The sequence below is a fragment of the Actinoplanes aureus genome (assembly GCF_015704865.1).
In the GTDB taxonomy this organism is placed as follows: domain Bacteria; phylum Actinomycetota; class Actinomycetes; order Mycobacteriales; family Micromonosporaceae; genus Actinoplanes; species Actinoplanes aureus.
Genome location: NZ_JADQTO010000020.1, coordinates 116,979 through 142,127 on the forward strand (window position 1 = coordinate 116,979; position 25,149 = coordinate 142,127).

Here is a 25,149-nt window from a genome sequence, read left to right on the forward strand (position 1 = left end):
CGCTACGACAACGTGCGCGCGACGCGCCGGCTGACCCGGCCGCCATGCAGATACTGCGGGCGGCCGTGGCCGTCGTCGCCCAGGAACACCACCGTCCGGTGCCAGCCGAGCCGGGGCCGGGCCGGCACGAAGGTGTCGCCGTCGAGCCGGACGATCTCCTCCACCGGCTCGACCGGCCCCAGCTCCGCGAAGATCCCCGCCGGCCGGTGCTCCAGCCACAGCCGGCCGTCCTCGTCGCCCGACACCACGAGCTCGCCGGCCGGCGAGACGTAGACGCCGGCATAGCGCTCCGCGTCGGCCGGCTCCGGCTGGGCCGGTGGCCGCGGCAGTGCGGGAAGCTCGACCCCGGCCAGCTCCCGCAGCAGGAAGCCGACGAGCTCGTGGACCGTGGTGGCCACCTCGCCGCCGTTCTGCACGAAGGCGATCGACACGCCGGCCGCCGGCACGACGCGCAGGTTCGCCGACTGGCCGAGAGTGTTGCCGGAGTGGCCGATCACCGTGCCGCCGGGCCAGTGGCCGAGCTCCCAGCCGAGCCCCCAGCCGTCGCCGAAGCCGGCCAGCGCGGGCAGCGTCACCTGCTGCTCCCGCATCGCGGCGACGCTCGCGGGGCTCAGCACGGCGGCGCCGTCCGGGCCCACGCCGTTCCGCAGGTGCAGACGGGCGAAGGCGAGCAGGTCCCGGGGGCGCATCGCGAGCAGCGAGCCGGCCGGGGCGTGGGCGGCCGGGAGATTCCAGAGCGGCGCCGGATGCTCGGGCTCGCCGGGTCCGTCGCTGAGGTGGCCTACGGCGGCCCGGAACATGATCGCGCGTTCGGCGCCGAGCGCCGTGTGGGTCAGGCCGAGCGGTTCGATCAGGCCGTCCCGCAGACATTCAGCGTACGGCCGGTCGCGCAACACCTCGATGAGGCGGCCCAGCACGACATAGGCCGCGTTGTTGTAGGAGAACATCGTCCCGGGCGGGAAGTCCTGCTCGACCTCGGCGAGAGCCGCCACGTAGAGCTCGATCGCGTCGTCGTTGCGGCCGGTGTCGGTGAAGACGTCCCCGCCGAAGCCGGCGGTGTGGGTCAGCAGGTGGCGCACGGTGATCGCCGCCGAGGCGGCCTCGTCGGCCACCCGGAAACCGGGCAGGTACCGCCGCACGGGCGCGTCGAGCTCGACCCTGCCCTCGTCGACGAGCTGCATGAGCAGTGTGGCGGTCAGCAGCTTGGTGACCGAGCCGACCTGGAACACGGAGTCGGGCGTGGCCTCCACGCCGGTGGCGGTGTGCAGCACGCCGGCCGCGTGCTGGATGACGTCGTCACCGACGGCGACGGCGATGGCCGCGCCGGGAATCCGGTGGGCCGCCAGCACGCCGGCGAACCGCTCGGACAACCATCGGTCGATCTGCGCAAGGGAGGTCATTCGCCTCACCATAGGCGTACGGCGATGTATCGGCCTCGGCGTTGAAGCTCCTGACACGCCAGATCATGAACGCCGCCGCGAGGCTGGTAGCAGCGCCCCACAGGCAGAGCCGCCGGTCACCTTCCAGTTCGTCGCGAGTCGGGTCGCCGCCCGGTACGCCCCGGCGCAGAACCGCGGGACCGAGCCGACTGATCAGCCGGGGCGTCGACGGCACCGGGATTGGAGAACACCATCGGAGGTGCCGCAGGGCGGTTGGACACCGGTGGGGGCCACTCCGACGCGGCGATCTGCGCTCCGGTTACCGGCACCTCCGGCGAGATGCGGTCAAGCAAGCGCTGCGCCAGCGTGGCGTCGATCTCGAGGTCCGGGCTGATGCGCACATCGGCGGCGGTCGCCAGGTCCACGACGTCGTCGCTGGTGAACGTCTCAGCCCCGAGGGTGCTGAGCCGCCGGGCGAATTCCTTCACATTGATCATCTGCAACACAATCCTCGGTTTGCTGATGACCCAGCGTAACCGCCGCTGTGGCCGGACTGCGCCCGGCACCGACCGCAGCCCAGGCTTGCCGCCGGACGGCCCGATCCGTCGCGGCCGAAACCGCGGTGACCTGCCGCGCGGCAAGAGGACCGCGCAGCTGTCTGCCTGCGCAACGTTCCAGCTCAGCTTGTCGGAGGCGGAGAGGCTGGGGGTCGGCATCATCGCGTACTCGAAGCCGGGCGGGATGTCCTTGGCCATCTCGCCTCCGCCCAGGCGGTCATCGCCTGCTTGACGGCCTGCAAACCGGCAGCGAGCCGGCCTTCTTCCGTTTCGGCCTGAGGTCGCGGCGGCCGGTGACGCATACCTGGCGTTGCCCGGGTGGGCAAGGGTAAGTCTGGGTAAACGGATTCTGCCCCGGCCGGTTCTGGGACCGCGGGCCGCCGCGGGAAAGGGCGTGATCTACGTGGCTTACGGGGTGGTGCTGCGGCCGGACGCGCAGACGTCACGGTCGCTGGTCGAGCTGTCGCACGCGATCGGGGACGGTCACGAGCCGCTCATGTTGCTGGGGGAGAAGGCACCCCCGCACGTGTCGGTGCTGCACGTCGACTGCGCCGAGGACCAGACCGCCGGCATCGTCGCGGCGACCGCGCCGCACCGGGGCCGAACCATCCCGGCGAAAGTCATCGGCCTGCTGTACGCGGTGATCCCGCCCGGCGACTACTACGTGCCGACGGGCGGCTACTACTTCGGCCTGGAGTTGATCCGGAGTCCGGAGCTGGACGCCCTGCACCAGGAGTTCCTGCTTCTCGGGCACACACCGTTGGGCCTGGTGGACCAGGATTACCGGCCGCACATCACCCTTGGCGTGACCGCCGCACCACCTTCCCAGCCGCCGTTCTCGAAGGTCCCGGCCGGGGTCGTACAGCTGACGATGGCCAGCGGCCCGATCGGCCCCTTCGGAACGTTTCCCGACCTCCTCGAGTAACACCCGTCAATCGACGGCGAAAGTGCTGAGGCGGGCCCGGTCGGTGATGACGATTCCGTGTGCGGTCAGCCTGACAGCGCCGGCCTGAGTCAGCCGTGCCAGTGCCCGGTTCACCGTGACGCGGCTGAGGCCGAGCACGCGGGCCAGCTGCTCTTGTGATCCGCGCCAGGCGACCGGCCGGTCCCGGTTCTGCTCGTTCAGCCAGACAGCGATCCGGGCCACGGCAGGCAGGGTGGCGATCTGGGCAAGCCGGCGCCGGGCTGTCATGGCGTCCCGCGCCAGATGCGAGAGTACGTGCTTGCGCACCGAGTGTTCCTCCTCCAGCAGGTCCAGGAAGGCGGCGGGAGGTAGTAGCCGTGCGGAGACCGTGGTCAGCGCCATCAGGCCGGTCGCGGGTGGGTGCCCGTCGAGTACCGCGGCCTTGTCCACGATCGCCGGACCGGCCCACCGCTCGGGCCACACCTCGGCACCGGCGGATCCGCTGTGCGTTGCCACGACCGTCCCCGCCAGCAGGAACATCACCGAACGAGGCGCGTCACCGGCCGGCCGGAGCACGGCACCCGCGGCGAAGCGTGCGGTCCGTGTCCGGCCGGCGAGAGCCGTCAGCGCGGCAGGTGTGAGCATGCGCAGCGCCGGGATGGAGGCCAGAGAGCTCATGTATCAACTGATACAGCGTCGGGCGGCGGAAGCGACCTAGCCTGCCAGCATGTGGATCATCGAGCTTCGATTCCGTCCCACCCCTGAACGCCTGGCGGCGCGTCCGGCGCACCGGAGCCGCCTGACCGCCCTGCACCGGGAGAACGTCGTCCGGATGGCGGGTCCTCTGGCCGACGACTCCGGAGCGGTGATCATCGTGGCGGCGGCCGACCGTGCGGCCGTCGACTCGCTCATCGCCGCCGACCCCTACTTCGCCACCGCCGGCGTCGATGTCCTTCAGGTCCGGGAGTGGGATCCGTTCCTGCAATAGCGATCAGGGCGTCCAGATCCAGGCGTCGCCGATGACGGCCGGCGTACCGTCCGACCGGGCGCCGCCGAACACCACCATCCGGGTGCCGGCGGCGACGACCGTGCGCCCGGTGACCTGGCCGCCCGGGACGGCGGGAACCGTCTGCCACGCACCGGTCGTCGTGTCGAGCACGACGCCGCGGTCGCCGAGGTAGATCGCCGTGGTGGCGGTACGCGCACCCGCGGCGGGCGGGTCGCCGGCCGGTGGGTTCGGCAGCGCCGACCAGACGCCGGTGGCCGGGGCCACGCTCCCGCCGTACGGATAAGTGCGGCCCCAGTTGCCGATCTGCCCGCCGTCGGCGCCGCCGAGCATCGGGTTGATCAGCTGGTCGCCCGCCGTGAGCCACGGTGCGGTGGCCAGGATGGCCGAGTCCGGCAGCCGCCGCCATGAGCCGGCCGTGAGGTCCAGCGCCGCGGCCCGGGTGATCGACGGCTTCTCGGCACCGGGGTTCGCGACCAGCTCGTGGTCGAACAGCACGAGCTCGCTGCCGGTCCAGGCCATCGTCCGCTCGTACGCGGCGCTCAGTGGATCGGCCGGCAGCGCGGCCCACGTCGCGGTCCGGGGATCGAAGAGGTAGTCCTTGCCCTGGCGGTTCTCCTCGCTGCCCAGGTACGCCACGAGCCGGTCGCCCGCGGCAAGCAGCCGGTAGTCGCCGTCGATCGGCACGGGCACCCGTGTCCACTCGTCGTGATCGACCCGGTAGACGAGAAGTTCCTCTCCCGCCGCGTCCGGCAGGATGTATGCCGCCGAGCCGAGGACCACACCCTGCCCGTACATCAGTGGCACGGGCGAGTCGGCGATCTCGCGCCAGCGGTTCGTCGCCGGGTCGAAGGCCGCCCCGTCGGCGAGCGGCGTGGAGTCCCCGGGGCAGTCGGCCGAGGGCGGGCAGGGCGGTGCGTCGCTGCCGCCGAGGAACAGCACCTCGCGTCCGGTCCACAGCCCCAGCGCCGCCTCGCGCGGGCTCAGCGGCGAGGCCGGGAGAGCCGACCACCCGGACGGGCTCTGGGCCACCGGTTCGACGTTCGGCCCGCACCCCGCGAGTACGCCCCAGAGTCCCGCCACCAGCACTGCCGTCGCACCGCGTCTCATCGCGGTTGGACTGCCGGGCGCCCGCCAGGGTTCCATGGTCAAAGCATTTCGCCGTCGTCAGCACCGGCCAGCCGGTACGCCCCGACCACCAGCACCAGTGCCACCACGACGACCGTCACGTCACTGACGAGCGCCATCAGCGCCGACGTCGGCACGTAGGCCGGGGCCAGGCCGGCTCCGGCCGCAGCGGCGACCAGGCCCGCGGACCAGCCGGTCACCACGTGACGCTGCGTCCAACCGGAGCGCCGGGACCAGATCCACACCAGCGCCACGACTGACCCGGCGGCCAGGACCCGCGCGGCGACTCCGGGCCATCCGGGGACGAACCACAGGCTCAGGTGGACCGCGAGCACGAGCAGCCCGAACAGCAGCGGATGGGGGACGTGGCCCGCGTGAGGCCGCCGCACGCGCCGCCACCGTGGCAGCATCGCGGCGCCGACCAGCACGACAATCACCGCTATCGCGAGCCCTGCCTGAGCAGGGGCGAGCATGAAGCCCTTTCGCCCGTCCTCCTGATCCGAGAAGATCATCAGGCTGCCGAGCAGGTACAGCGCGCCGATGCCCAGCAGACCGGGCCGGCCCAGCCATGGACGCTTGCGGTACGGCGGCCGCAGGGCCGTCTCGACCAGCACGATCGGTGCGCAGATGCTCAGCAGAACGTGGTTGCCGATGTAGGTGATGGCCTGCTCGGCACTGAACCCGAACGCCGGAACCAGGGTCGCGGTCGAGGTTTGTGCCAGGTCGGCGTACTCGGTGTCGTCGAGGAAGCCGGGGTTGAACAAAGCCTGGTCGACCAGGGCGGCCTGTATGACGCCGAACGCGCCGGCCAGCAGCACCATCGCCGGCCAGCCCCCGCCGGTACGGCGTGCGACCTCGCGGATGAGCACCGCGGCGCCGCCGTACAGCGGCCCCAGGAAAAGGATCACCACCGGGTAGTCACTGACGGCGAAGCCGCCCCAGGAGCACTCGGCGGCCCACGGAGCAAGCACCAGCAGTGCGACCACCGGCACCCAGCCACGCCGGCGACGGCGCGGCTCGGCCGGTCGCCCGGCTCTGTCCGGTCCTACTACGTCCGCACTGTCCATGGTCATCCTTTCGCGGAACGGCGCGGGCGTCGCCCGCCCACCGAGCCTGGCGTGCTGGGTTCGGCGGCCGCCGCTGCCTTCGGGCCATTCCTCGACGACCAAAGTCGATGACCGAAGTCGCAACTGTTGGGAATAACATCGGTACGTGCCGACTTTTGTCGCCGTCGACCTGGGTGCCGAGAGCGGCCGGGTGGTGCGCGGATCGCTGCGGGACGGCCGGCTCGCGGTCGATGAGGTGCACCGGTTCGTCAACCGTCCGGTCGCGTTGCCGGACGGCTTGCATTGGGATGTGCTGGCGCTGTTCGCCGACCTGTCGGCGGGGATCGCCGCGGCTGCCGCCGACGGGCCGATCAGCGGGGTCGGCATCGACGCGTGGGGCAACGACTTCGCGTTGCTGGACCGGGCCGGAGGCCTGATCGGCAATCCCTGGCACTACCGCGACCAGCGGACCCGGTCGAGCCTGGACCTCATCGCGGCCCGGGTCGGCGCCGGGGAGATCTACCGGACCACCGGCACGGCTCCGTTGCCGATCAACACGGCCAGCCAGCTGGTCGCGATGGAGGACTCCGCGCAGCTCGAGGCCGCCGAGCGGCTGGTGCTGCTGCCCGACCTGTTCGGATACTGGCTGACCGGGCAGGCGGTGACCGAGCAGACCATCGCCAGCACCAGCCAGCTGCTGGACGTGGAGACCCGGACCTGGGCGACCGGCGTCATCGACAAGCTCGGCATCCCGCGGCGGCTGTTCGACTACGACGTGGTGCCGCCGGGCATCGCTGTGGGCCGGTTGCGCGAGCATCCGGAGGTGCCGTTGTGGACGGTCGCCGGGCACGACACGGCCTCGGCCGTCGCCGCCGTGCCGGCCGGCGCGGCGCCATCCGGCTTCCTCTCCTCGGGTACGTGGTCGCTGGTCGGTCTGGAGCTGGACGCGCCGGTGCTGACCGACGAGGCCAGGCTGTCCGGGTTCTCCAACGAGGCCGGGGTGGACGGCACGATCCGGTTTCTGCGCAACGGGACCGGGCTGTGGCTGCTGCAACGCTGCCGGGCCGCCTGGCGTTCAGCGTCATACGCTGACCTGGTAGCCGCCGCCGAGCAGGCACCCGGCTTCCAGGGCCTGGTCGACCCGGACGATCCCGCGTTCGTCAGCCCGCGTGACATGCCGGCGCAGCTGGTGGCGGCGTGCCGCCGAAACGGGCAGCCGGTCCCCGCCGATCGTGCCGCCGTCGTGCGCTGCGTCCTGGACAGCCTGGCCTGCCGGCACCGCTGGAGCCTGGAGCGGGCCGAGCAACTGGCCGGCCGGCGAGCCGACGTCCTGCACATCGTCGGCGGCGGCGCCGCCAACTCGCTGCTCTGCCGGCTGACCGCCGACCTGACGGGCCGTCCGGTGCTCGCCGGACCGGTCGAGGCGACCGCCGTGGGCAACCTGCTGGTGCAGGCCCGGGCGGCCGGCGAGGTGGGCTCGCTGACGGAGATCCGGGAGGTGGTGGCCCGCTCACTGCCGCCACGCCGGTACGATCCGCAGCCGACCGACCGCAGCGAGGACGCCTACCGGCGTTTTTTGACACTGCTCGACAGCAGTGACAACTTCTGACATATTCTGGCGGCAGTCCTGGAAATCGGAGGTGTGATCCGTGCTGATCGCCGAGCGTCGCCGGCGCCTGCTGGCGCATGTCCGCGACCACGGTTACGTCTCGTTCCGGGATCTGGCCGAGGCGCTCGGCATCTCCGAGTCCACGGTCCGCCGGGACCTGCGCGCGATGGCGGCGGACGGCCTGCTCGCCCTGACCCGCGGCGGCGCCGGTCCACGGCACGGATCGTCGCCGGCCCGGTCCGTCCCACCGGCCGGGCCGAACGGCGCCGACCCGGTCTCCGGACCGCGTGAGGCCATCGCCGCACGGGCCGCCACGCTGGTCGCCGAGGGCAGCGCGGTGCTGCTCGGACCGGGTCGTACCACCACCGCGCTGGCCCGGTACCTGGCCGCCTTCGACCAACTGACGGTGGTCACCAACTCGATCTCGGTGACCAGCGCGCTGCTCGACGCGCCGCAGGTCGAGGTGGTGCTGATCGGCGGCGCCCTGCGCCGGTCGATCGGCGCCGCGGTGGGCCCGATCGCCGAGGCCGCGCTGACCGGCCTCCGTGGTGCCCAGGTCTTCCTGTCCGGCGAGGGCGTGACCCCCGAACGCGGCCTGACCACGCCGAACGTCTTCGCGGCGGCGACCGATCAGGCCCTGATGGCGGCCGGGCAGCAGGTGGTGGTGCTGGCCGATCACACCAAGCTCGGCCGCGAGACGATGTGCCAGACGGTGCCGCCGGAGCGCATCGACGTGCTGGTCACCGATCAGGCCGCCGACGATTACCTGGTGGACCGGCTCCGGGCGACGGGCATCGACATCCACGTGGCTTGACATCCTCCTCGCCCGGAAGGACGAGGACTCCCTCCACGCTGCGCGTGGACCGCGCGGCGTCCGGATGGGTTCCTGCTTCGCCGCGACCGGGCCAGCGCCTACGCTGACGGAGCCTGCACCGGAGCACCGGACGCGATGCGGGTCGCGGGCCGGTTCCATCTGTGGCAGAACCTCGCCAAGGCCGTCGAACGGTGCGTCGCCCGGCACAAAGCTGCTGGCCGGAACCCGTTGCCGCGCCGGCTACGACCTGGTCCGCAAGCGGGTCCTACTCGCGGGTTGAGGAGCCCTCCCGGCGCAGCACCAGCAGGTCCAGGGCGTCGATCACGGGCCCGGTGTCGGTCAGCGCGGCGTGGCGCAGGCGCTCTACACCGGCGGCGTATTCCTCATCGGTGATCAGCTGCAGCGGGGTGTGTGCCTCGCGGCGCAGCGCGGCCGCTGCCTGGCGTAGTGATACGGCGGTGATTTGTGGGACCTGTTCCAGGCTGACGGTGGCGAATCCCTCGCCGGCGAAGGCGGCTTCGACCTGGCCGACGGTGGGATAAGTGTCCAGAACTCGGATCGCCTCCGGGAAGTAGCGAAACAGGCTGATCGCCTCGTGCCGGCCGGCGAACGCGGACCGGATCAGCACCAGCGCGGCGGGCCGTAGGACGCGCCGTAGTTCGCCTGCTGCGGCGCTCAGGTCGGGGATGTGGTGGATGACGGTGGACATCCATGCGGCGTCGACACTCGCGTCGGGCAGCGGGATGTCGGCGGCGTCACCAGCGACCACGGGCTGGTAGACGGACCGTTCACGCATTGCTGCCGAGGGCTCGACGGCGGTCACGTCGATACCCGGGAACCAGGCGGAGAACGCTCGGGACCAGCTGCCCGTGCCGGCGCCCAGGTCAAGCAGCCGCATGCCCGGCTGAGGATCGAGGAGCCGTATCATGGCGGCCCGCCACTGGTCAGCTCCGGCGTCACCGAGGTGCCGCGTCGATGCGAACGCTGCCGCGTCGGTGTGGTCGTATGCGATCCGGGCCATGCTGACGAGCCAACTGGCTCTGCGTGACGGAGACAAGAAAAGATACCGCGATTCACATCCGCCAGGTTCGAGCCGACGAACCACGAGATTAGACACACTTCCTGTGCCAGAACCACAAACTCGCGAACGAAGCCACGTGCGCCGACTTCAAGGCCGAACCGGCCGGATTCAACGGCGCGAACAACCACGTCCACCTGCTGGTCGACCAGCCGCCCTTAGGCGGGTCGCGGTCGCCGGTGCATCAATGCACCTTGTACGGCGTCTCGCAGCTCCGAGGGCTGGAACGGCTTGTGCACGATTCGGTCGCCGTCTTGGAGCGTTTCGGCGGCCTGCTCGGACGTGATTGAACCGCTGGCCATGACGACAGGGATGTTTGCCGTATCTGGCGTCGTGAGTAGTTCGGCGCGTGCTTGCAGGCCAGTCATCCCTGGCATCTCGTTGTCGGTCACGACTGCGTCCGGGTGCTGGGACCGGACCTCAGTGACCAGCTCGTGGCCGTCGCAGCACAGGCCGACCGTGTGGCCGGCGCGCGTCAGGACTCTCTCCACCACGCTGCGGACGCTGGGGTCGTCGTCCGCCGCCACAACATGACTCATTGGTACGCCTACCTTCCGCGTTGTTCTGCTTCGAGTGTTGGAGGTGCCGCTGGAGCGGGTTGTCAGGTGTGTCGCATGAGTCGGATCGCCGGTGCTTTGTAGCGAACGCGGCTATTGCTGAACGTGGGACGGGCTCTTTTCGCGCGTCGCTGCGAGCTTGTGGAGCAGATCGGCGGCGGTAAAGGGTTTCTCGAGGAAGGCGATGTCCTCGTCGAGGATGTGGGTGGTGCCGAGCAGGCCGTTGCTGTAGCCGGACATGTAGAGCACCGGAAGGTCCGGTTGGCGTTCGAGCAGCAGCTCCGCCAGGCGCCGTCCGGAAGACCCCGGCATGATCACGTCGGTGAGCAAGGCGTCGCAGCCGTGTTGTCCGTACAGGTCCAACGCCTCGGTCGCGTTGGCGGCGGTGAGCACGTGGTAGCCGCCGTTGGTGAGAATGCGGGCGATCACGCGGGCGAGCGCTGGCTCGTCCTCGACGACAAGCACGGTGCTGCCGTCGCCTCGCGGTGGCGCCTGACCGGACACCGGCGGGGAGGTAGCCGTGTCGGCCGCAGTGGTCACCAGCGGAAGGTAGATCCGGAAGGTCGTGCCTATGCCCAGCTCCGAGTACACGTTGACGCTGCCTCCGGCTTCGGTCACGATGCCGTAGACGGTGGCCAGGCCCAGCCCAGTGCCTCGGCCCTGGGGCTTAGTGGTGTAGAACGGCTCGAAGATCCGCGCTGCGGTCTCCGGCGACATGCCCTCACCGGTGTCGCTGACCAGCAGGCGAGCGTAGGTCCCAGCGGGCAGGGGCGGTTGCATATTGACCTCGTTGCCGTCCAGGGCGGCGCAGTTGGCCTCCAGGACCAGCGTGCCGCCCTCGGGCATCGCGTCGCGGGCGTTGATCGCCAGGTTCAACAGCACCTGTTGGAGTTGGCCGGGATCGGCGTGCACGGTCAGGGGCTGAGGCGAGGGCACCGCGATCAGATTGATGTGCTCCCCGATAGTGCGCTCCAACATCATCTGCACTTCAGTGACCGCCGCGTTGAGATCCACATCCTGCGGTTGAATGGCCTCCGCACGGGTGAAGGTGAGCAACTGCCGGGTCAGGTTGGTCGCCCGCTCCACCGCCGTACGTACCTGGGTCAGGTCGGCCTGCACATCCGGCTGGTCGGCGGTCTCCTCCACCACGAAATCGGTGTAGTTGGCGATGATCGCCAGGATGTTGTTGAAGTCGTGCGCGACGCCGCCGGCCAGCTTGCCGAGGCTCTCCATGCGCTGTGCCTGGTTGCTGCGCTCCTCGATGGCACGCTGTCGTTCGGCGGCCTCCTTCGCCGCGGTGACGTCACGGGCGACGGCCGAGGCGCCGATGACGGCGCCCGCCTGGTCGTGGATCGGCGTGATCGTCAGCGCGACGTCGACAAGTGTCCCGTCCTTACACAACCGCCGCGTCTCGTAGGCCATGCCACGCTCACCCTGCCTGATCCGGGCGAGCACGTCCGCCTGCTGGCCCGAGCCCGTCTCGTCGGCCAGCATGGCGGCGGGCTGGCCGAGCACTTCCTCGGCCGTGTACCCGAACAGGCGTTCAGCACCGCCGTTCCACGCCGTGATGAGCCCTTCCGGGGTAACTCCCACGACGGCGTCGTCGGTGTGCTCGACTACGGTCGCCAGAGTGGCCCGATGGGCCTCTGCCGCATCACGGGCGGCTCGTTCACGAGCGTCGGCTTCGTCCAGGCGGTGCTGACCCCACGGGTCCACGTAAATGGCGCCTTTGCCGAGCAGGACGCCATATCCTCGGCGTAGCGTCCAGTAGTAGACACCCACAGCGGCGGTGAACAGGTCCCACAGCGCGGAGGTCCACGGCCATCCGGTGCCGTCCATGTGCATCTGGTGGGCGGCCGGGACCTGCATGACGGTCCGGTAAGCCATCACCGCATGCAGGCCGTGACCGACCGCGCAGCTGAAGAAGATCAACGCCGTGGCGGTGGCGAGCCGGTTGGTGCGCAGTTGTCCAGCGCGCGCTACCGGTACCACGATCGCCACCATGATCGCCGCATAGGCAACCATGATCACCAGATTGCCCAATAAGAAGATCTGGTCCGGCATGTTCCTCAGTTCGGACAACCGTCCTGCAACCTGAGCGAGCCGAGCGAGTCACAGGTCACGTTTGCCCCCACCTGACGGGTGGCGTTGGCGACGGCGAAGCGGTATCCAGCCGCGCCGGCGGCCTGGTGCGTCTTGATCAGAGTGTTGATGATCGTCGAGTCGATGAAGGTCACCGCGCTCAGATCCAGCACAACGCTCGGAGCCTGGCCGAGCGCGTCCGCCAGCAGCTCGTGCAGGTCGTCGACGTCGGTCATATCGAGTTCGCCGTGCAGTGCGACGACACAGCGGTTCTCGTCATGATGGCTGCGGTGGCCCGAGGTGGGATATCGCTTCTCAGGGCGCGCCTCCTTGGCGGGAGTGTCGTTGCGGTTGGTGTACGGGCGGGCACCGGAAACCGCGTCGATGCCGGCCGGCACCGCCGAAGCCAGGCACATGATCACACTCGCGCCGACGCCACTCGGTCCGGCGTTGATCGTCAGCCCAGCGGTGAGTTGTTGGGCCAGCCATAGCCCTCGCCCGCCGGGCGTGTCACCGGCAGGCAGGCGTGGATGCGGCATGCCGGTCCCGCCGCCCTCATCTCGCACCTCGCAGGAGAGGGTGTCAGCGTGGCGACGCAACTCAATACCGGGATCCACGGGTGGCGGCTCAGAACCCGGCTCGGTGGTCATGGCGCGCCGCCGTGTTGAGCGAGACTGACGTTTGCGAGGCGCCAGGCACAGTGTGACGAGACGAGCCGTTCGATCATCCATCGGGAGTAGCCGCTGACCTGTACGACTTGCTCGATCTGGGGGGGTCTGGCGTGTTGCGGTAACACCTGGCCGATCATCTGCACGATGGCTTCTCGCGTATCGGCAAGCTCAAGGCTCAGGCGCCTCTCCACCTCACCCAGCCGACGCAACTCCTCGAGCCGCCAGCGGCGGATCTTCGTTGGGCTCCGCTGGAGGACAACGACGCGAAGCCTGTACGGCCGAGCGATCGCCCTCCTCGGGTCCGGTGGGGCGATTCTTCATCGTCGTCGGATGAGCTCGGCGGCACCTACCTCATGAAGGACTGCGTGGGTGCTCTCGGCGTGGGAGATCGAGGGCTGGAGTGCCTGATCAGAGGGATCGTGCCGGAACGGATCACCGACTGACGCTCGCGCGAACCTGACGGTCTCCCGCCGCCGAGCGCGACAGCTATTGACAGAACTTGGCACCTAGAGACTACGATCCGACCAAGTTCTCGGCAAAGCTTGTCATCTTGTGGCGCTGGTGGCTTCCTGACCGCGGCGCCTCCCTGCCGTGCCTCAGCGAAGCGAAGGAAGGCCACCGATGCGTCTCGTTCGTGGTGCCACCGTTATCGCCGTCCTTGCTCTCACCGCCGCCTGCACCAAGAGCGCCGGTGAGGGTGACACCCCCGAAGCGGGCAGTTCCGCCGCCCAGCAGGTGCAGGCGACCGCCGGGGCCGCATCCTGCACGCCGGAGAAGTACAACGGCGGTGTCCCCAAGCTCGACCTCAAGACCATCACGGTCGGGTTCGCCCAGTCGGAGAAGGAAGCCAACCCGTTCCGGATCACCGAGACCCAGTCCATCAAGGACGAGGCGAACAAGCGGGGCATCAAGCTCATCACCACCAACGCCCAGTCCGATCTCAACAAGGAGATCGCCGACATCCAGGGCATGATCGCGCAGGGCGCCAAGGCGCTGATCATCTCGCCGCTCAACTCCGAAGGCCTCGACCCGGCGCTCAAGGCCGCGCAGGACGCCAAGGTGCCGGTGATGACCATCGACCGGCTGCTCACCACCAAGAAGGCCTGCGTGGACTACCTGGGCTGGATCGGGTCCGACTTCGTCGTCCAGGGGCAGCGGGCCGCCGACGCCATGATCAAGGCGACCGGTGACCAGGGTGACGTGGCGATCCTGCTCGGCGCGTCCGGCGTCAACGTGACCGTCGACCGCACCAAGGGGTTCAAGGACCAGCTCGTCGCCAAGGGCTCCAAGCTGAAGATCATCGCCGAGCAGACCGGTGACTTCACCAGGGAGAAGGGTCAGAAGGTCACCGAGCAGCTGATCTCGGCCAACCCGGGGATCGGCGCGATCTACGCGGAGAACGACGAGATGGCGCTCGGCGCGGTGGCCGCACTGAAGGCCGCCGGCAAGAAGGCCGGCGACGTCAAGATCATCACGATCGACGGGACCAAGGGAGCGGTGCAGGGCATCCTGGACGGCTGGATCGCCGGGGTCATCGAGTCCAATCCGCGCTTCGGGCCGCTCGCCTTCCAGGCCCTGGAGGACTTCTACAGCGGCAAGGGCGTCGTCGAGAAGACCATCATCTCCGACAAGGAGTACACGACGGAGAACGCCCAGGCCGAGCTCGCCAACGCGTACTAGGCCGCTCCGGTGATCGAGGTCAGGTCCGTACGCAAGCACTTCGCCGGGGTGCGCGCGCTCGACGGTGTCTCGCTGTCGCTGCACGCCGGCGAGGTGCACGCGCTGGTCGGCGAGAACGGCGCCGGCAAGTCCACCCTCATAAAGATCATCACCGGGGTGTACCGGCCGGACGGCGGCGAGCTGCACTACCGGGGCGAACCGGTCGCCTTCGCCCGTCCCCGCGACGCGCAGGCCGCCGGGATCAGCACCATCTACCAGGAGGTCAACCTGGTGCCCCTGCGCAGCGTCGCCGCCAACCTGTTCCTCGGCCGCGAGCCGGTCAACCGGTTCGGTCTCATCGACTACCGCCGGATGCACCGGGACGCCCACGAGATGCTGACCCGGTACGGCATCGCAGCCGACGTCCGGGGCCGGCTCGGCGAGCTCGGCCTCGGCGTCCAGCAGATGATCGCCGTGGCGCGGGCACTGTCCACCGAGGCCCGGGTGGTCATCATGGACGAACCCACCTCGTCGCTGGAGCCCCGCGAGGTCGATCTACTCCTCGGCGTCGTCGCGATGCTGCGCGAGCGGCGGGTCGCGGTGCTCTACGTGACGCACAAGCTGGACGAGGTGTTCCGGGCCTGCGACCGGGTCACCGTGCTGCGCGACGGCCGGGTCGCGCACAGCGGACCGGTCGCCGGAACCACCCGCCTGCGGCTGGTGGCCACCATGCTCGGCCGCGACATCGACGAGGTACGCCGCCACGGCGCCACCACGTTCGGCGACGAGCAGCGCGACGCGACCGGCGCACCACTGCTGCACGCCGAGGGGCTCAGCCGCCGGCCGCTGCTCGACGACGTCAGCGTCGACGTGCACGCCGGCGAGGTGGTCGGGCTGGCCGGGCTGCTCGGCTCCGGGCGTACCGAAACGGCGAAAGCGGTCTTCGGCGCCGACCCGGTCGACGCCGGCTCGATCAAGGTCGGTGGCCGGCGCGCCCGGCGCTGGTCGCCGGCGGCGGCCATCCGGGCCGGGCTCGGCATGGTGCCCGAGGACCGCAAGGCCGAAGGCCTCATCGCCGACCTCTCGGTCCGCGACAACATCGTGCTCGCCGCGCTGCCCCGGCTCACCGTCGCCGGGTTCCTGTCCGAACGCCGCCAGGCCGAGCTCGTCGACACCTTCGTCAAACGCCTGCGGATCAAGATCTCGCACCCCGGCCAGAAGGTCCGCGAGCTCTCCGGCGGCAACCAGCAGAAGGTCCTGCTCGCCCGCATGCTCTGCCTGCATCCGAAGGTGCTGATCCTGGACGAGCCGACCCGCGGCATCGACGTCGGCGCGAAGGCCGAGATCCAGGCCCTCATCGACGAGCTGGCCGGGCTCGGCCTCGGCGTCCTGCTGATCTCCTCGGAGCTGGAGGAGGTCGTCGAGGGCGCCGACCGGGTGCTGGTCCTGCGCGACGGCGCGGTCGTCGGGACGTTCCGCGGCGACCAGGTCAGCGAGGACCGGATCATGCGGACCATCGCCACGGCAGCCGAGGACGACGATGACTGACCTGCGCACCGCGCTTCCCCCGCGTACCGAAGTGGTTGCCTTTCTTCAGGTGGCCGGGGTCTATCTGGCGATCGCGGCGCTGCTGGTCTTCAATCTGGTGTTCACGCCCAACTTCGCCACCGTGACCAACCTGCGGCTACAGCTCGTGCAGGTCGCGCCGGTCGCCATCGTGGCGATCGGGATGGCCCTGGTCATCGCCTCCGAGGGCATCGACCTGTCGGTGGGCGCGACCATGGCGATCACCGCGGCGCTGCTGCCGCTGTATCTCGGCTACGGCGTGTGGGTGGCGATCGTCATCTCGCTCGCGGCCGGGCTGCTGGTCGGTCTCGTCAACGGATCCCTGATCGCGTTCGCCGGCATGCAGCCGATCATCGCGACGCTCGGCCTGCTCGTGGCCGGGCGCGGACTGGCGCTGGTGTTCGCCGAGGGCCGGCTGACCGAGATCTTCGACCCCACCCTGAACACGCTCGGCAACTCCGCGGTCCTCGGTGTGCCGATCAGCGTGCTGCTGGCGCTGGTGATCACCGTCGCGGCCGGCGTCGCGGTCCACCGCACGGCCTTCGGCCGCCGGCTGCTGGCGACCGGCGGCAACCGGGCCGCCGCCACCCTGGCCGGCCTGCCGGTCAAGCGGACGCTGGTCACCGTGTACGTGCTCAGTGGCCTGCTCGCCGCGACCGCCGGTCTGCTCACCACCGCCCGGCAGGGTGCCAGCGACCCGTCGTTCGTCGGCCTGCTCATCGAGCTGAGCGCGATCACCGCCGTCGTGGTCGGCGGCACCCCGCTGTCCGGCGGCCGGGTCCGCATCCTCGGGACACTGATGGGAGCCCTCCTGATGCAGCTCATCACCGCGACCGTGATCCAGCAGAACCTGCCCGACTCGGCGGCCCGGATGATCCAGGCGAGCATCATCGTCGCCGCCGTCTACCTGCAACGCGGTAGGGGAGCCTCATGACCATGGTGGCTACCCGGACCGAGGTGAGCACCCGCGAGCGGCGCTGGCGCCCGGATCGGGCCGGCGCGCCGATCGTGCTGGTCCTGGTCCTGATCGGCGGGACGGTGCTGTTCGGGGACAGCTTCGCCAGCGGGCAGAACCTGCGGAACATCGCGCTGGACAGCTCGTACCTGCTGCTGATCGCGACCGGGATGACCTTCGTGATCCTCAGCGGCGGGATCGACCTGTCGGTCGGGTCGCTGCTGGCGCTGGCCGGGGTGCTCACCGCGTACGGCGCGCAGTGGGGCTCGCTCGTCGCCGTCGCCCTGCCGCTGCTCGTCTGCGCGGCCTTCGGACTGGTCAACGGCCTGCTGATCGGCCGGGCGATGATCGCGCCGTTCATCGTCACGCTCGCCGCGCTGCTGTTCGCCCGCGGGCTGGCGTTCGCCGTCTCCAGCGAGGGCAACACCGTGCACATCATCCCGGCCGACCTGCTCCTGACCCGGATCGGTCAGGCGAGCTGGCTCGGCGTGCAGGCACCCGTCTGGTTCGCGCTGGTCGCCTTCGGCCTGGGCTGGGTGCTGTTGAACCTCACCCGGTTCGGCCAGGCGGTCTTCGCGATCGGCGGCAGCCAGGAGGCGACCGAGTTGATGGGTCTGCCGGTCGCCCGGGTCCGGATCCTGGTCTACGTCCTCAGCGCCGCCCTCACCGGAATGGCCGGTGTCCTGATCGCGGCGCAGACCTCCTCCGGGCTGCCGACGATCGGCGAGGGCCGGGAGCTGGAGGCGATCGCCGCGGTGGTCATCGGCGGCACGCTGCTGTCCGGCGGGGCCGGTTCGCTGAGCGGGACGCTCGCCGGTGTGCTGCTGCTCAAGGTGATCCAGAACCTGATCAACCAGGTCGGCACGCTCACCGCGTACTACCAGCAGGTGGTCAGCGGCACTTTCCTGATCGTGGTCGTGCTGGTGCAGCTGCGGCTCGCCCGCCGGAGGCGGCGATGATCCGCCCGGCGCGCTTCGCGCCCGGCGTGACCCGGTCTCTTCCTCCGGAGACAGCGCCGGTGCGGGTGGCGGTCGTCGGCACCGGCCAGTGGTGGGGCCGGCAGCACGCCGAACTGTTCGCCCGGCGCGCCGACACGACCTTGGTCGCTGTCGTGGGCCGCGATCCGCAGCGCACCGCGGTGCGTGCGCGGGAGGCCGGCACCCGCGGCTACACCGACATCGACGAGATGCTCGACCGGGAACGGCCCGACCTGGTGTCGGTGTGCCTGCCCAACGAGGGCCACTTCGAGCCGACGCTGCGCCTGATCCGCGCCGGTGTGCCGCTTCTGGTGGAGAAACCGCTGGTCTTCGACCTGGAGGAGGCCGACATCCTGGTCACCGAGGCCGCCTCGCGGCGGCTGTTCGTCGGGATCAACTTCAATCATCGGTACGCGAAACCGGTGCGCCTGGCCGCGGCGGCGATGGCTCGGGGTGATCTGGGCCGGTTGGCGTTCGCGACCTGGCGCTTCGGTGGTGAGGCGGGCACCAGCCGGCATCCGCACGCCAACCTGATCGAGACTCAGTGCCATGGCCTGGACATGCTGGAACACCTGTGCGGCCCGATCGCCTCGGTGATGGCGCAGGCCGCCGATCCGAGCGGCGCCGGCTGGTCCACCATGGTCGTCGCGCTGCACTTCGCCAACGGGGCGGTCGGCAGCCTGGTCGGCAGCTACGACTCGTCGTACGCGTACCCGGACACGCACGTGGTCGAGCTCAACGGCACGGCCGGCCGGGTCCTGATCCACGACACGGTCCGCCGGTTCAGCTTCCAGGCCGCCGGCGACGAGATGGCCCAGGTCTGGCAGGCCGGCTACTTCAACGACCTCGACCGCGACTTCCACGCGACGTTCGACTCGCATGTCGACGATCTGTTGCCGGCCCTGCGTGCGGGCCGGGAACCACCGGTGCCGGTCGCGGCGGGGCGGCGGGCGCTCTTCCTGGCGACCGCCGTCATCCGGTCGTTCGAGACGGGCCGCCGGGTGGCCACCGATTGAGTGGGGCCTGGCGTCCGCCGCCAGGCCCCGCGCGGGCGCCGTCTCCCGGCACCGCCGTCTGGTTCCGCTCCGTCTGGCCCGGCGATAGGCTTTTCGATCAGCCGGGCGGGATCAGCTGCGTCGGGGCGAGAGATTTCTCCGGGGCCGTGTCGATCCGCGGGCCACTCGTTCGACGTGAGGGTGCGAGAGCCGAGAGGCGGCCCGCCGAACGAGGAGAACGCGATGTCGAAGTACATGCTGATCATGCGGGGCACCGACGAGTCGAACGCGGCCATGATGGCCGACATCGACCATTTGATGGCCACCACCCGCGAGTTCATCGAGGAGATGCTCAAGGCCGGTGTGCTCCTAGCGGCCGAAGGGCTCGACGAACCGCGCCAGGGCGTCGTGGTCGACTTCAGCGGCGAGGCCCCGGTGGTCACCGACGGGCCATACGGGGAGACCAAGGAACTGTTCGGCGGCTATTTCCTGCTCGATGTCGCCTCGAAGCAGGAGGCGGTCGAGTGGGCCAAGCGCGTCCCGGCGGCCCGCGGGTCCAAGATCGAGGTCCGGCGGGTGGCCGGGAGCGACGAGGTCCCGCAGGTCGATCAATGATCGTCAGGGATGGGGCCGGGCACGACAGCGACGGCCGGATCTGATGAGTACGGCCGACGTCGAGGCCGTCTGGCGCATCGAGTCGGCGCGGATCGTCGCCGCGCTGACCCGGTTCACCGGCGACTTCGGGCTGGCCGAGGACGCGGCCCAGGAGGCGGTGGCCGAGGCGCTGGTGTCGTGGCCGCTCGCCGCTCCGGCCAATCCGGCCGGCTGGCTGATGGCCACGGCCCGGCGGCGGGCCATCGACGCGATCCGCCGCCGGACCGCCCTTCAGGACCGATACGCCCTGCTGGCGACCGACCCGGTGGTCGACTCGGCGGTCGAGGACGCCGTCGACCCGGACCGGATCGACGACGACGTGCTGGCGCTGATGTTCGTCAGCTGCCACCCGGTGCTCTCCCCGGAGGCCCGGGTGGCGCTGACCCTGCGCGTGGTCGGCGGCCTGTCCACCCAGGAGATCGCCCGCGCGTTTCTGGTGCCCGTGCCGACCGTGCAGGCCCGCATCACCCGGGGCAAGAAGACGATCGCGGCGGCCGGGGTGCCGTTCGAGCTGCCGCCGGCCGGCGAGCGCCGGGAGCGGCTGGGCGGCGTGCTCAGCGTCCTGTATGTGATCTTCACCGAGGGGTCGACGGCCACGTCGGGCGACCGGCTTCTGCGCCCCGATGTCGCGTACGAGGCGATCCGGCTGGCCCGTACGCTGGCCGCGCTGCTGCCGGACGAGCCGGAGGTGCACGGCCTGCTCGCGTTGTGCGAGCTGACGGCCGCGCGTTTCCCGGCCCGGACCGGCCCGGACGGTTCGCCGGTCCTGCTCGAGGACCAGGACCGGCGGCGGTGGGACTTCTCGGCGATCCGCCGTGGGCTGGCCGCGCTGGGCAAGGCGTCGGCTCGCGGCCTCGGCCCGTACGGCCTGCAAGCCGCGATCGCCGCCGTCCACGCGTCGGCGCCGTCCGTCGAGGCGACCGACTGGGACCGGATCGTGGTGCTCTACGAGGCGCTCGGCCGGGTCGCGCCCGCGCCGGTGGTCGAGCTCAACCGGGCCGTCGCCGTGGCCATGGCCTCGGGCCCGGGGCAGGCCCTGGCCATCGTGGACGAGCTGATCGCCCTGGACCGGCTCCCCGGTTCACATCTGGTCCCGACCGTACGCGGTGAGCTGCTGGCCCGGCTCGGACGGCGCCCGGAAGCGCGCGCCGAGCTGGAGCTGGCCGCCCGGCTCTGCGCCAACCAGCGCGAACGCTCGGTGCTGCTGCGCAAGGCGGCCGCGCTGCGCTGACTTCGCCAACCCAGCGCGCCGCCCCGCTCAACTGGTGAGCCGGTGACCGTGGTGCCGCTCCGGGTGATGGCGTAGGTCAGCTGCGCGCCGCTCCAGAAGTGGAACGTGAGGTCGACGCGGCCGTCGTTGACCTCGGCGAAGAATTCCGGTTTCAGGATGATCGTGCCGGCGTTGTAGTCGGGGCTGGAAGTGGGTCCAGAACTCCTTGAACGGCGTCCAGTTCGCCGGCCCGGCATCGTCACGCTCTCCACCGGCTGAACGGCTCCGCCGCGCGGGTGGCTCGCGACTCAGTGCGCGAAGAACGCCTTCAGAACGGGCGCGAGGACGGCCGAATCGACGTCATGGCCCTGCCCGTCCAGGAACCGCGCCTCACCCGCCGGGAAAATCTCGGCAAGGGCAGCGGCCGTGTCGCGCATGAACGGAATGTCGGCCCCGCCCGCCATAACGAGCGTCGGCACCGTCAGGCTCTTCACCCGGTCAACCGGGATCCGGTAATCACCCAGGAGCAGAGCGTCGTAAGTGAGCGTATGCGCGAGCGCCTCAGCCTTGACCCAGAACGGCGTCTGCCTCGCACCGGCGATCGCCTCCGGCGGCATGCCGACGACCTTCGACAGGAAATACTCGACCGCGTCGCCGCGACGGCCCTCGGCAACCATGGTGCCGAGCTGCTCGACGTGATCCGGCGGCGGCGTCGGCATGCCCTCCGGCAGGTACGGCGTCTCCCACATCGCAACTTTCGTGACCGGGAGGCCGGCGCTCGCCGCGAGCATCGACAGGACCGCGCCTCCGGACGACCCATAGAGCCCGGCCTCACCGCCGGCCGTCTGGATCACCGCCTCGATGTCCTCGATCTCCCTCTCGACCGCGTACGGCTGGGTGTCGCCGCTGGGCCCACGACCGCGGCGGTCGTAGTTCAGAACAGTGAGATCGGAGGCGAGGAGCTCCGCCAACGGGCGCTTGTCCGCCCGGTCCGACAACGACCCGGTGACCAGGATGACCGGCGGTCCCTGACCGATCCGGTCGAACGCGATCGTCGTGCCGTCTCTCGATTTGACCTGTTCCATGTCCTCTCCTTTCACTTCCCTCCGACCCTACGAGAAGAACCACGACCCCGCGCGCCGTCCACGTTGGACAGGCCGGTTCACCGCCGGCCAACAGACTTCGTGGGAGGTTTGCTTTTGGTCCCGCTTCTTCTTCGGGGTACGCGTAACCGGCGTCCCGCCGAAGCCGACCCCGTCCCTGCTCTCCCCGCGCGAGCCCGGCTGTCCGTCCCGGCCCAAGCGCGACCGCCGGGAAACACCAGTCCGTCGCGCTGCGGGAGGACCAGGCGGCGTCACGGGTGATGGGCCGCGGGCGGCGGGTCGCCGCAGGGGCGGACCGCGACGTCCCGCCGTAACCGTCAAGTGATGCTGTTTCCCGGCGGTCGCGCTGGGGCGGTGACGGGAAGCCGGGCTTGCGCCGGAGAGCGGGGACAGGGTCGGCTTCGGCGGGACGCCGGTCACGCGTACCCCGAAGAAGCTGGACCGGCAAAAGGCCCAGCGGGGTTTAGGCGGTGGCCTCGCGCTGGATCTGGTCGAACTGGGCGGCCATCGCGTCGGCCAGCGCCTGCGCGGCCGATAGCGGACGAACCATGACCGTCAACTCGTCGATCAGGCCGTTCTCGTCCAGGTGCAGGAAGTCGCAGCCCTCGACGGTGACCTCGCCGATCCGCGCCTCGAATACCAGCGCGTGGTCGCTTCCGCCGCTCAGCTCGCGGATGTACCGGAAGTCCTCGAACACCCGCAGCACGCCGCGCAGGATCGCTGCGGTGATCGGCTTGCCCGGGTAGGGCTTGAACGCGACCGGGCTGCGGAACACCACGTTGTCGGCCAGGGTCGCCGCGATGGCGTCGCCGTCGCCTGCTTCCACCGCCCTGCGAAAGTCGATCATCGGGCCAGCGTACCGGGCTACCCGGCGGCAGAGGGATGGTCGCTGGCCATCGCCGGCGAGGAGACCGGCGAGGCGCTCGGCTGCGCGGTTCTGCTGTTTCGCTACGAGGGCAGATTGCGATCTTTTCTGGCACTCCCGTCGCGGCGCGCTGATGTTCTCGTGTTCTCCCGAGTTCTGGCGGACCTGGGAGCCCCGTCCTCCTGAATGCCGACGTCGTGAGCGATGCCGCCGGAGACGGCCTGGAGTTTGTCCGGGTTGGCCACGTTGTGGATGGCGGTGATGCGGCCGTCGGCGTCGAAGTCGAAGGTGACCGTGGCGATCACTCGGCCCAGCCCACTGAATACCATGCCCGGTCCGCCGTTGATCTCGACGACTTCCGCGTGCATGTCGCCGGGCTCGACGCCCTGGTAGGTGACGGTGCCGATGGCCGCGAACCAGGCGGCCACCGTCTGCGCGCCGACCACCGGGCGCAGAGCCTGGCGGACCTTGCCGCCGCCGTCGGTCCACAGCGTGACGTCCGGGGACAGCAGCTCCATCAGGGTGTTGATGTCGCCACCGGTCGCGGCGGCGAAGAACCGGTCGGTCACCTCGCGCTGCCGCGACCGGTCGGCGGTGAAACGCGGCCGCCGGGCCCGCACGTGCTCACGCGCGCGGTGCGCGGCCTGCCGTACCGCGGCCTCGGAACGCTCCACCGCCTGAGCGATTTCGACAAAGCTGAAGTCGAAGACCTCTTTCAGTACGAACACCGCGCGCTCAAGCGGGCTCAGCGTCTCGAGCACCACCAGCATCGCCATCGACACCGACTCGGCATCCGTGACGGTATCGGCGGTGTCGCCGCTGGTGAGAATGGGCTCCGGAAGCCACGGCCCCACATAGGTCTCACGTTTGTGCCGGGTGGAACGCAGCCGTTCGAACGCCAGGTTCGAAACGATCCGCGTCAGGTACGCCTTCGGTTCGACGACCTGCGAGCGGTCGGCGGCCGACCACTTGATCCAGGCGTCCTGGACCGCGTCCTCGGCGTCGGCCGCCGTGCCGAGCACGCGGTAGGCCACCGAGAACAGCAGGTTCCGATGTTGGTGGAAAACCTGCTCATCCAGGTGGGTCACCGCGCCGCCCGGATCCGGGTGAACCGGCCGCCGCGGGGCCAGAACGCGCCCGAGGCGGGCATCTTCTTCATGCGGCCGAACGTCGGCCAGGGGGAGGCGGTCACGGTCTCCTTATACCGGGCCGCCATCCGGCCGGTCAGGTGAATTCGGCGCGGGCTGTCGTCGGGGCGGGTGAACTGCACGACCGCGTCGTGCCGTCCCAGGCTCACCGGCGTGTGGTAGTAGCCGAAGCGGAACGGCTTGGGTTGCCTCCCGTTCAGCGTGCGGACGATCGACACCGCGGCGTGCACCCCGGTCGGCATGCCGCTCTGGCAGGTGCCGTGCATGACGCCGTAGCCCTGCCGGATCGCCGCCGCGTCGCCCACCGCGTACACCTGCGGGTGCGACACCGACCGCAGCGTGGCGTCGGTGACGATGCGGCCGCGCTCGTCGACGGTCAGACCGGCGGCGGCCGCCAGCGGCGACAGACGGGTGCCGCTGGTCCACAGGACCACATCGGCGGCGACGCTCTCCCCGCCCGCCAGCTCGACGGCGTCGGGCAGCACCTTCACCACCTCGGCCCCGCTGCGCACCTGGACGCCGAGCCGGTCGAGCGCGGACCGCAGATACGCCTGGGCCTTCGCGTTCATCGCCGCACCGGGCTCCTGCTTGCCAAGCAGCACGACGTTCAGCTCAGGGTGCCTCTCGGCGATCTCCGCGGCCGACTCGACGCCGGTCAGCCCGCTGCCGGCGACCACCACGGTGCCGCTGCCGAGCCGAGCCAGCCGGTCGGCCAGCAGGGCGGCGTCCTGGGCGCTGTTCAGGGCGTAGGCGTGGTCCTCGACGCCCGGCACCGCCGTCGTGTCGGCGACGCTGCCCAGTCCGTACACCAGCGTGTCGTAGTGCAGGATTCGTTCGTCGTCGATCCGCACGGTCTTCGCGTCGGCGTCCACCGCCGTCACCCAGCCGCGGACGAATTGCGCGTTCGTTCCTTCCAGCAGCTCCGGGATGCTCAGTTCGGCGAGCTGCTGTCCGGTCGCCGTCATGTGCAGTCGCAGCCGTTCGGTGAACCGGTCCTGCCCGTTGACCACGGTCACCCGCACGTCCTCGCGCCGCTTGACCCGAGCCGCGAGCTGGATCGCCGCGGACATGCCCGCGTATCCCGCACCAATAATAAGGATGTGGTGTTGTGTGCTCATCGCTTCGCCTCTTTCGCTCACTGTCGACGACCAGCTGATGCGAGCTGCCACCCCGTTCGTGACATGAG

24 protein-coding genes and 1 pseudogene are annotated in these 25,149 nt (G+C 70.3%); 11 read left to right on the forward strand and 14 right to left on the reverse strand.

The genetic code is table 11. The features are described from left to right. Positions 1 to 2: 2 nt before the first annotated feature. Positions 3 to 1,400 (reverse strand): serine hydrolase domain-containing protein, encoded by a 1,398-nt coding sequence (locus I4J89_RS33705; protein WP_196418195.1) that lies wholly within the window; start codon positions 1,398 to 1,400, stop codon positions 3 to 5. 116 nt (positions 1,401 to 1,516) lie between these two features. Beyond that, the gene (locus I4J89_RS33710) at positions 1,517 to 2,134 is read right to left on the reverse strand and encodes a hypothetical protein (protein WP_196418196.1); all 618 of its coding nucleotides are present in this window, start codon (positions 2,132 to 2,134) and stop codon (positions 1,517 to 1,519) included. A gap of 196 nt (positions 2,135 to 2,330) precedes the next feature. Here I4J89_RS33710 and I4J89_RS33715 point away from each other — a divergent pair, with 196 nt between their 5' ends. Then, positions 2,331 to 2,861: a 2'-5' RNA ligase family protein gene (locus I4J89_RS33715; RefSeq protein ID WP_196418197.1), complete on the forward strand. Its 531-nt coding sequence runs from the start codon at positions 2,331 to 2,333 to the stop codon at positions 2,859 to 2,861. Between the two features lie 6 nt (positions 2,862 to 2,867). Here the strand turns inward: I4J89_RS33715 and I4J89_RS33720 are convergent, their stop codons facing one another. Then, positions 2,868 to 3,518 (reverse strand): Crp/Fnr family transcriptional regulator, encoded by a 651-nt coding sequence (locus I4J89_RS33720; RefSeq protein WP_196418198.1) that lies wholly within the window; start codon positions 3,516 to 3,518, stop codon positions 2,868 to 2,870. 49 nt (positions 3,519 to 3,567) lie between these two features. Here I4J89_RS33720 and I4J89_RS33725 point away from each other — a divergent pair, with 49 nt between their 5' ends. Further along, complete coding sequence (locus tag I4J89_RS33725; protein WP_196418199.1) at positions 3,568 to 3,828, forward strand: YciI family protein; 261 nt, start codon at positions 3,568 to 3,570, stop codon at positions 3,826 to 3,828. A gap of 3 nt (positions 3,829 to 3,831) precedes the next feature. Here the strand turns inward: I4J89_RS33725 and I4J89_RS33730 are convergent, their stop codons facing one another. After that, positions 3,832 to 4,956, reverse strand: a complete 1,125-nt coding sequence (locus tag I4J89_RS33730; RefSeq protein WP_196418200.1) for a Kelch repeat-containing protein — start codon at positions 4,954 to 4,956, stop codon at positions 3,832 to 3,834. Positions 4,957 to 4,994: 38 nt separating this feature from the next. Then, a complete protein-coding gene (locus tag I4J89_RS33735; protein ID WP_196418201.1) occupies positions 4,995 to 6,041 on the reverse strand; it encodes a hypothetical protein in 1,047 nt (348 codons plus the stop codon). 145 nt (positions 6,042 to 6,186) lie between these two features. Between I4J89_RS33735 and I4J89_RS33740 the strand changes: the two genes are divergently transcribed. After that, the gene (locus I4J89_RS33740; protein WP_196418202.1) at positions 6,187 to 7,629 is read left to right on the forward strand and encodes a rhamnulokinase; all 1,443 of its coding nucleotides are present in this window, start codon (positions 6,187 to 6,189) and stop codon (positions 7,627 to 7,629) included. Between the two features lie 40 nt (positions 7,630 to 7,669). Further along, complete coding sequence (locus tag I4J89_RS33745; RefSeq protein WP_196418203.1) at positions 7,670 to 8,443, forward strand: DeoR/GlpR family DNA-binding transcription regulator; 774 nt, start codon at positions 7,670 to 7,672, stop codon at positions 8,441 to 8,443. A 265-nt stretch (positions 8,444 to 8,708) separates the two neighbouring features. On the opposite strand, the gene I4J89_RS33750 is transcribed toward I4J89_RS33745, so the two are convergent. The 4 genes from I4J89_RS33750 to I4J89_RS33765 form a co-directional block, all read right to left on the reverse strand. Then, positions 8,709 to 9,464, reverse strand: coding sequence for a class I SAM-dependent methyltransferase (locus tag I4J89_RS33750; RefSeq protein ID WP_196418204.1), 756 nt, complete (start codon positions 9,462 to 9,464; stop codon positions 8,709 to 8,711). A 215-nt stretch (positions 9,465 to 9,679) separates the two neighbouring features. Further along, the gene (locus I4J89_RS33755; protein ID WP_196418205.1) at positions 9,680 to 10,060 is read right to left on the reverse strand and encodes a response regulator; all 381 of its coding nucleotides are present in this window, start codon (positions 10,058 to 10,060) and stop codon (positions 9,680 to 9,682) included. A gap of 111 nt (positions 10,061 to 10,171) precedes the next feature. Further along, on the reverse strand, positions 10,172 to 12,142 hold the full coding sequence (locus I4J89_RS33760; protein ID WP_196418206.1) for a PAS domain S-box protein: 1,971 nt from the start codon (positions 12,140 to 12,142) through the stop codon (positions 10,172 to 10,174). A gap of 5 nt (positions 12,143 to 12,147) precedes the next feature. Continuing rightward, on the reverse strand, positions 12,148 to 12,810 hold the full coding sequence (locus I4J89_RS33765) for an STAS domain-containing protein (protein WP_196418207.1): 663 nt from the start codon (positions 12,808 to 12,810) through the stop codon (positions 12,148 to 12,150). Between the two features lie 642 nt (positions 12,811 to 13,452). Here I4J89_RS33765 and I4J89_RS33770 point away from each other — a divergent pair. From I4J89_RS33770 to I4J89_RS33800, 7 genes are all read left to right on the forward strand, one after another. Beyond that, positions 13,453 to 14,511: an ABC transporter substrate-binding protein gene (locus I4J89_RS33770; RefSeq protein ID WP_196418208.1), complete on the forward strand. Its 1,059-nt coding sequence runs from the start codon at positions 13,453 to 13,455 to the stop codon at positions 14,509 to 14,511. A gap of 9 nt (positions 14,512 to 14,520) precedes the next feature. Next, complete coding sequence (locus I4J89_RS51675) at positions 14,521 to 16,038, forward strand: sugar ABC transporter ATP-binding protein (protein ID WP_196418209.1); 1,518 nt, start codon at positions 14,521 to 14,523, stop codon at positions 16,036 to 16,038. Further along, positions 16,031 to 16,990, forward strand: coding sequence for an ABC transporter permease (locus I4J89_RS33780; RefSeq protein ID WP_196418210.1), 960 nt, complete (start codon positions 16,031 to 16,033; stop codon positions 16,988 to 16,990). The genes I4J89_RS51675 and I4J89_RS33780 overlap by 8 nt, the downstream gene beginning before the upstream one ends. Next, a complete protein-coding gene (locus tag I4J89_RS33785; protein WP_196418211.1) occupies positions 16,987 to 17,970 on the forward strand; it encodes an ABC transporter permease in 984 nt (327 codons plus the stop codon). The genes I4J89_RS33780 and I4J89_RS33785 overlap by 4 nt, the downstream gene beginning before the upstream one ends. After that, entirely contained in the window at positions 17,967 to 19,004 is a 1,038-nt protein-coding gene (locus I4J89_RS33790; RefSeq protein ID WP_196418212.1) for a Gfo/Idh/MocA family protein, read from the forward strand. The genes I4J89_RS33785 and I4J89_RS33790 overlap by 4 nt, the downstream gene beginning before the upstream one ends. Positions 19,005 to 19,226: 222 nt before the next feature. Continuing rightward, entirely contained in the window at positions 19,227 to 19,598 is a 372-nt protein-coding gene (locus tag I4J89_RS33795; protein WP_196418213.1) for a YciI family protein, read from the forward strand. 43 nt (positions 19,599 to 19,641) lie between these two features. Further along, positions 19,642 to 20,868, forward strand: a complete 1,227-nt coding sequence (locus I4J89_RS33800; RefSeq protein ID WP_196418214.1) for an RNA polymerase sigma factor — start codon at positions 19,642 to 19,644, stop codon at positions 20,866 to 20,868. Between the two features lie 98 nt (positions 20,869 to 20,966). Here the strand turns inward: I4J89_RS33800 and I4J89_RS50110 are convergent. From I4J89_RS50110 to I4J89_RS33825, 5 genes and pseudogenes are all read right to left on the reverse strand, one after another. Then, a pseudogene (locus I4J89_RS50110) lies at positions 20,967 to 21,104 on the reverse strand (hypothetical protein); the annotation flags it as partial. A 51-nt stretch (positions 21,105 to 21,155) separates the two neighbouring features. Further along, a complete protein-coding gene (locus tag I4J89_RS33810) occupies positions 21,156 to 21,932 on the reverse strand; it encodes an alpha/beta fold hydrolase (RefSeq protein ID WP_196418215.1) in 777 nt (258 codons plus the stop codon). Between the two features lie 481 nt (positions 21,933 to 22,413). After that, positions 22,414 to 22,797, reverse strand: coding sequence for a nuclear transport factor 2 family protein (locus tag I4J89_RS33815; protein WP_196418216.1), 384 nt, complete (start codon positions 22,795 to 22,797; stop codon positions 22,414 to 22,416). A 101-nt stretch (positions 22,798 to 22,898) separates the two neighbouring features. Next, a complete protein-coding gene (locus tag I4J89_RS33820; protein WP_309238576.1) occupies positions 22,899 to 23,903 on the reverse strand; it encodes an RNA polymerase sigma-70 factor in 1,005 nt (334 codons plus the stop codon). Then, on the reverse strand, positions 23,900 to 25,081 hold the full coding sequence (locus tag I4J89_RS33825) for an NAD(P)/FAD-dependent oxidoreductase (RefSeq protein WP_196418217.1): 1,182 nt from the start codon (positions 25,079 to 25,081) through the stop codon (positions 23,900 to 23,902). Before I4J89_RS33825 ends, I4J89_RS33820 begins: the two co-directional genes overlap by 4 nt. Positions 25,082 to 25,149: the final 68 nt, after the last annotated feature.